At 63.6% G+C, this 4,119-nt stretch carries 4 protein-coding genes and 1 pseudogene; all 5 read right to left on the bottom strand.

The genetic code is table 11. From position 1 onward, the window contains the following. Positions 1-257, bottom strand: a pseudogene (locus tag EOD07_RS25115) (ABC transporter permease); the annotation flags it as partial. Positions 258-355: 98 nt separating this feature from the next. Next, a complete protein-coding gene (locus tag EOD07_RS25110) occupies positions 356-1,360 on the bottom strand; it encodes an amino acid ABC transporter substrate-binding protein (RefSeq protein ID WP_245470463.1) in 1,005 nt (334 codons plus the stop codon). Positions 1,361-1,480: 120 nt separating this feature from the next. After that, complete coding sequence (locus EOD07_RS25105) at positions 1,481-2,428, bottom strand: LysR substrate-binding domain-containing protein (protein ID WP_040990554.1); 948 nt, start codon at positions 2,426-2,428, stop codon at positions 1,481-1,483. A gap of 81 nt (positions 2,429-2,509) precedes the next feature. Beyond that, entirely contained in the window at positions 2,510-3,259 is a 750-nt protein-coding gene (locus EOD07_RS25100) for an SDR family oxidoreductase (RefSeq protein ID WP_127237336.1), read from the bottom strand. Positions 3,260-3,269: 10 nt separating this feature from the next. After that, on the bottom strand, positions 3,270-3,980 hold the full coding sequence (locus EOD07_RS25095; RefSeq protein ID WP_127237335.1) for an SDR family oxidoreductase: 711 nt from the start codon (positions 3,978-3,980) through the stop codon (positions 3,270-3,272). Between the last annotated feature and the right edge of the window lie 139 nt (positions 3,981-4,119).

The raw sequence follows: 4,119 nt of genomic DNA, 5'->3' as shown, positions 1-4,119 counted from the left end.
CCGAGGAACAGCGTGTTGATGATGCCGATCAGGAAGAACCACCAGTAGGGATCGTTGGCGGTGGCCGGCAGCAGCGAGAAATTCACGTCCCAGCCGGTCGACTTGAACAGGAAGTCGAAGCCGGAGGTGATGCCTTGCTCGGCAAGGTTGCGCCGGGCGATCATCACGCAGGCAAGGACCATCGCGGCGAGTGAGCCGACGTAAAGGGCCTGCAACAGCGCGTTGCGGACCTTCTGATTTCTCAGCAGGCTGACCATCAGGACCTTCCCGAATTGGCGCCGGCTCCGCCGGGCAGGCAGCCGGGCGGAGCTCAAAGCGGATGCGTTAGGAATGGATCAATCGATCACCAAGGGGATCAGTCGATCACCAGCGGGAACAGGACGCCGCCATTGTTCCACAGATTGGTCAGCTCGCGATCCATCTTGTAGGGCGAGTCCTTGCCGAGATCGCGCTCGAAGATCTCCGAGTAATTACCGACCTTCTTGATCACGTTGTAGGCCCAGTCGTCGGAAAGCCCGAGGCCCTTGCCCATGCCGGGGGTGACGCCGAGGAATTTCGCCACTTGCGGCGAGGTCGGCTTGGCCTTGATCTCGTCGACATTCTTGGAGGTGATGCCTTCCTGCTCGGCGAAGATCAGGGTGCTCAGCGTCCAGTTGGCGATGTCGACCCAGTTGTCGTCGCCCTGGCGCATGATCATCACTTCGGGCTCGACCGCCAGCACGTCGGGCAGGATCACATGGTCCTCGACCTTGCTCTTGGCGATGCGGGCGATGGCGAGCGTCGGTCCCCATTGCGCATAGAGATCGCAGCGACCGGAGAAATAGGCCTGTTCGAGCTCTTCCGTCTTTTCGATCAGCACCGGCTCGAGCTTGATGCCGAGCTTCTGGGCGTAGGCGGCGACCTGCTGCTCCTGCGAGGTGCCGGCGGGAATGCAGATCGTGCCGCCATTGGCGTCCTTGAGCGACTTCAGGTTGAGCTCCTTATGCGCCATCACCTTGGTCGTGCCGAGATAATAGGAATTGGAGAATTGCAGGCCGAGCTCGGTGTCGCGGCTGAGCGTGCCGCCCGAGGCCTTGATGATGATGTCGACGTCGCCCGACTGGAGCGACGGCCAGCGCTGCGCCCAGCTGATCGGAACGATCTTCAGCTTCGCCGGATCGCCGAACACGGCGGTGGCCACCGCCTTGCAGAGGTCGATGTCCATGCCTTTCCAGTTGCCCTTGTCGTCCACCTCGGCAAAGCCGAGATAGGAGCCGTCATGGCCGGTGCAGTTGAGCACGCCGCGCGCCTTGACGGTTTCGAGCGTCTTGCCGCCGGCGGCTTCGGCCGGTGCTGCCAGATGAATAAGGCCCAGGGCCATGGCAGCGGCCCCCCATTTGATCATTTTCATGTTTGATAGTCTCCACTGTTGAGGTTGTTCCGTTTCTTGTTGTTGGAGCCCCGCAAGACGTCTTACGGAACTCGGTCTCGAAGCCGCTTCTCAGTCGGAAAGCGGGGTCGGTTTCGGCAAGGAGAGCTTGAGGTCGCTGCGCCAGTCCTCCTGGGCGAGCCATCGATGCAGCGCGGCCACCGCCTTCACGCGCAGATGCCCGCGCGGGACGACGAGATAGAAGCCGGGGACTTCCTCCGGCTTCATGTCGGCAATGGCGTCGCGGCCGATCGGTGCGACCAGGGCGCCGGAGCGGAAGTCCTCCTCGGCGTCGATGACGGAAACCAGGCCGACACCGATGCCTTGCAGAGTCGCCCGGCGCATCGTCGCCGCGTCGTCGAAGCTGATGCTGCGGTTGCCGTCCGACAGCTCGACGCCGAGGTGCCGCAAGATATCCGGCCACAGGCGCTTCGACTTGACCGTGTCGAGCAGCGTGAATTTCGTCAGGTCTCGCGCCGAGCTGATCTTCTCGCCGATCGCCGGCGTGCAGCAGATGATCTTCGGATCCGGCACCAGCAGCGTGACTTCGTAGTCGGGCCAGTTGCCGTAGCCCCACTGCACGGTCATATCGATATCGTCGCGGCCGAAGTCGGGCAGGTCGACCATTGTGGTCAGGCGCAGGTCGGCGCCCGGCAGCATCTCGCGGAAGAGCGAGAGTCGGGGCAGCAGATAATGCGTAGCGAAGTAGGGACTGGCATTGAGGTTGATGCGGTCGCGGTAGTTCGACTTGGTGACGCGGCGCACGCCTTCGGAGAATTCGTCGAAGCCTGCCTTGACGTAGTGCGAGAGCAGGATCGCCGACTCGGTCAGTTCGATCGATCGGCCCTTGCGTTCGAACAGCGTCACCTGAAGCGTGTCTTCCAGGAGCTTGATCTGCTGCCCAACCGCCTGCGGCGTCACCAGCAACTCGTCGGCGGCCTGGCGGAAGCTCTTGTGCTGCACGACCGCGTGGAAGACGCGCAACGCGTTGAGCGAAGGGAGGCGAAGCTTGCCGGTCATGGTGAATTCCGCCTCCTTTCGTTCGAGACTCCGTCGGTCATGCACTGCCGGATGTCAGCCGCGCCCGGCTGGCCATGTCTGTCAGGCGTAGATGTAACCGCCTGAAACGATGACATTTTCGCCGGTCATGTAGGTGTTCTTGGGCCCACCGGTCATGAGCACCCATTCGGCGATTTCGGTCGGCTCGGCGCCGCGGCCGAGTGGGCTCGCCTTGGCCAGTTCCTCGAGGAAGCCGAGCGCCTTCGCTTTCTCCGTGGCCATGCCGGCCGGCGCGACGGAATTCACCAGGATGCCGTCCTTGGCGACGTGATGCGCAAAGGAGCGCGTCAGGCTGACGACGGCGGCCTTGGTGGCCGCGTAATGCGCGTTCTGCGGATGCGCCTTGAAGGCGTCGACGGACGTCAGGTTGACGATGCGGCCGCGCACCTGGGCTTTCGGTTCCTGCGCCTGCATGTGGCGGACCGCCGCCACCATCATATGGTAGGTGCCCTTGATGTTGATGCCGTTGGAGGCATCCCACTCGGCGTCGGTGATCTCGAGCAGCGGCCGGCGCGGATAGATCGCGGCGCAGTTGATCAGCGTGTCGACGCGCCCAAGCTTCGCGACGATGGCGTCGAAGGCGGCGTGGCATTGTGGGCCGACCTGGATGTCGCAGGTCGCGGCCACGGTCGGCAGGCCCTTGGCCTTGGCCGGTTCGAGCGCGCCCTCGGCGGCTTCCTTGTTGATGTCGATGATGCCGATCTTCGCCGCGCCGGCCTCCACGGCCATGCGGACCAGAAGGGCGCCGAGACCGGCGCCGCCGCCAACGATCAGAACGGAAAGGTCTTTCATCCTGTTTTCCTTACTTGGTGCCGCTCGGCGAAGTCGGCCAGGTCGGCATGATGTCGAAACGGGTGACGTCGGCCCACGCCGGCAGCGCGAGCACGCCGACGACCATCCTGGCCACGTCGTCCGGCTGCACCACTTTGCTCGCGTACATGGCTTCGCGTGCCTTGGCGTCGAGGATGTCGTTGTAGAGTTGCGTCTCGACACGACCGGCGACGATCTCGGTAACGCGGATACCGGATGGGGAGAGGTCGGCGCGCAGCGCGCCGGCAAAACCGGAGATGGCGGCCTTGGTGGCCGCATAGACGGCGATGTTGGAGAATGCCGCGTGGCCGGCGACGGAGCCGGTGAACAAAATGTGGCCCGACTGCCGCTCGCGCATCTGCGGCACGACGAGCCGGGTGAGCAGGATCGCCGCGCTGAGGTTCACTTCGAGGGTGGTGTCGATGTCGGCGATCTTCATCTCGGCGAAATTGCCGAGCGGCGGCATGATGCCGGCATTGTTGATCAAGACGTCGATGGTGAGGCCCGCCAACACCGATTCCAGGGCCTCGCGATCGGTGACATCGACGGCGATCGGCACGATGCCTGGGCGTTCGGCCTGCAATTCCTTAAGCGCCGCCTTGCTGCGCCCGACCGCATAGACCTCGTAGCCGGCATCGCTCAAGGCGGCCGCCATGGCGCGCCCTATGCCGCTCGTCGCACCTGTGATGAAGGCTGTCGTCACGTAGGGCTTCCCCCGGTTGCTTGATGCTCAGTTTGCGGCTTGGGCCGATGCCGCGAAACCAAGAAAAGCAGCAAAAAGGAAAGATAAACTTTCGAAAATGGTTTCGGCGCCCGAAACGTTCCGTGCTGCACGCGTGATC

The sequence above is a fragment of the Mesorhizobium sp. M2C.T.Ca.TU.002.02.1.1 genome (genome assembly GCF_003997225.1).
The sequence above is the reverse complement of the archived record's forward strand: the minus strand, read 5'-3'. Positions and strand labels throughout refer to the sequence as shown.

Excerpts from the sequence above, each read along its gene's own strand:
- EOD07_RS25110 (WP_245470463.1), bottom strand. The coding sequence starts at position 1,360 with ATGGCCCTGGGCCTTATTCATCTGGCAGCACCGGCCGAAGCCGCCGGC.
- EOD07_RS25105 (WP_040990554.1), bottom strand. The coding sequence starts at position 2,428 with ATGACCGGCAAGCTTCGCCTCCCTTCGCTCAACGCGTTGCGCGTCTTC.
- EOD07_RS25100 (WP_127237336.1), bottom strand. The coding sequence starts at position 3,259 with ATGAAAGACCTTTCCGTTCTGATCGTTGGCGGCGGCGCCGGTCTCGGC.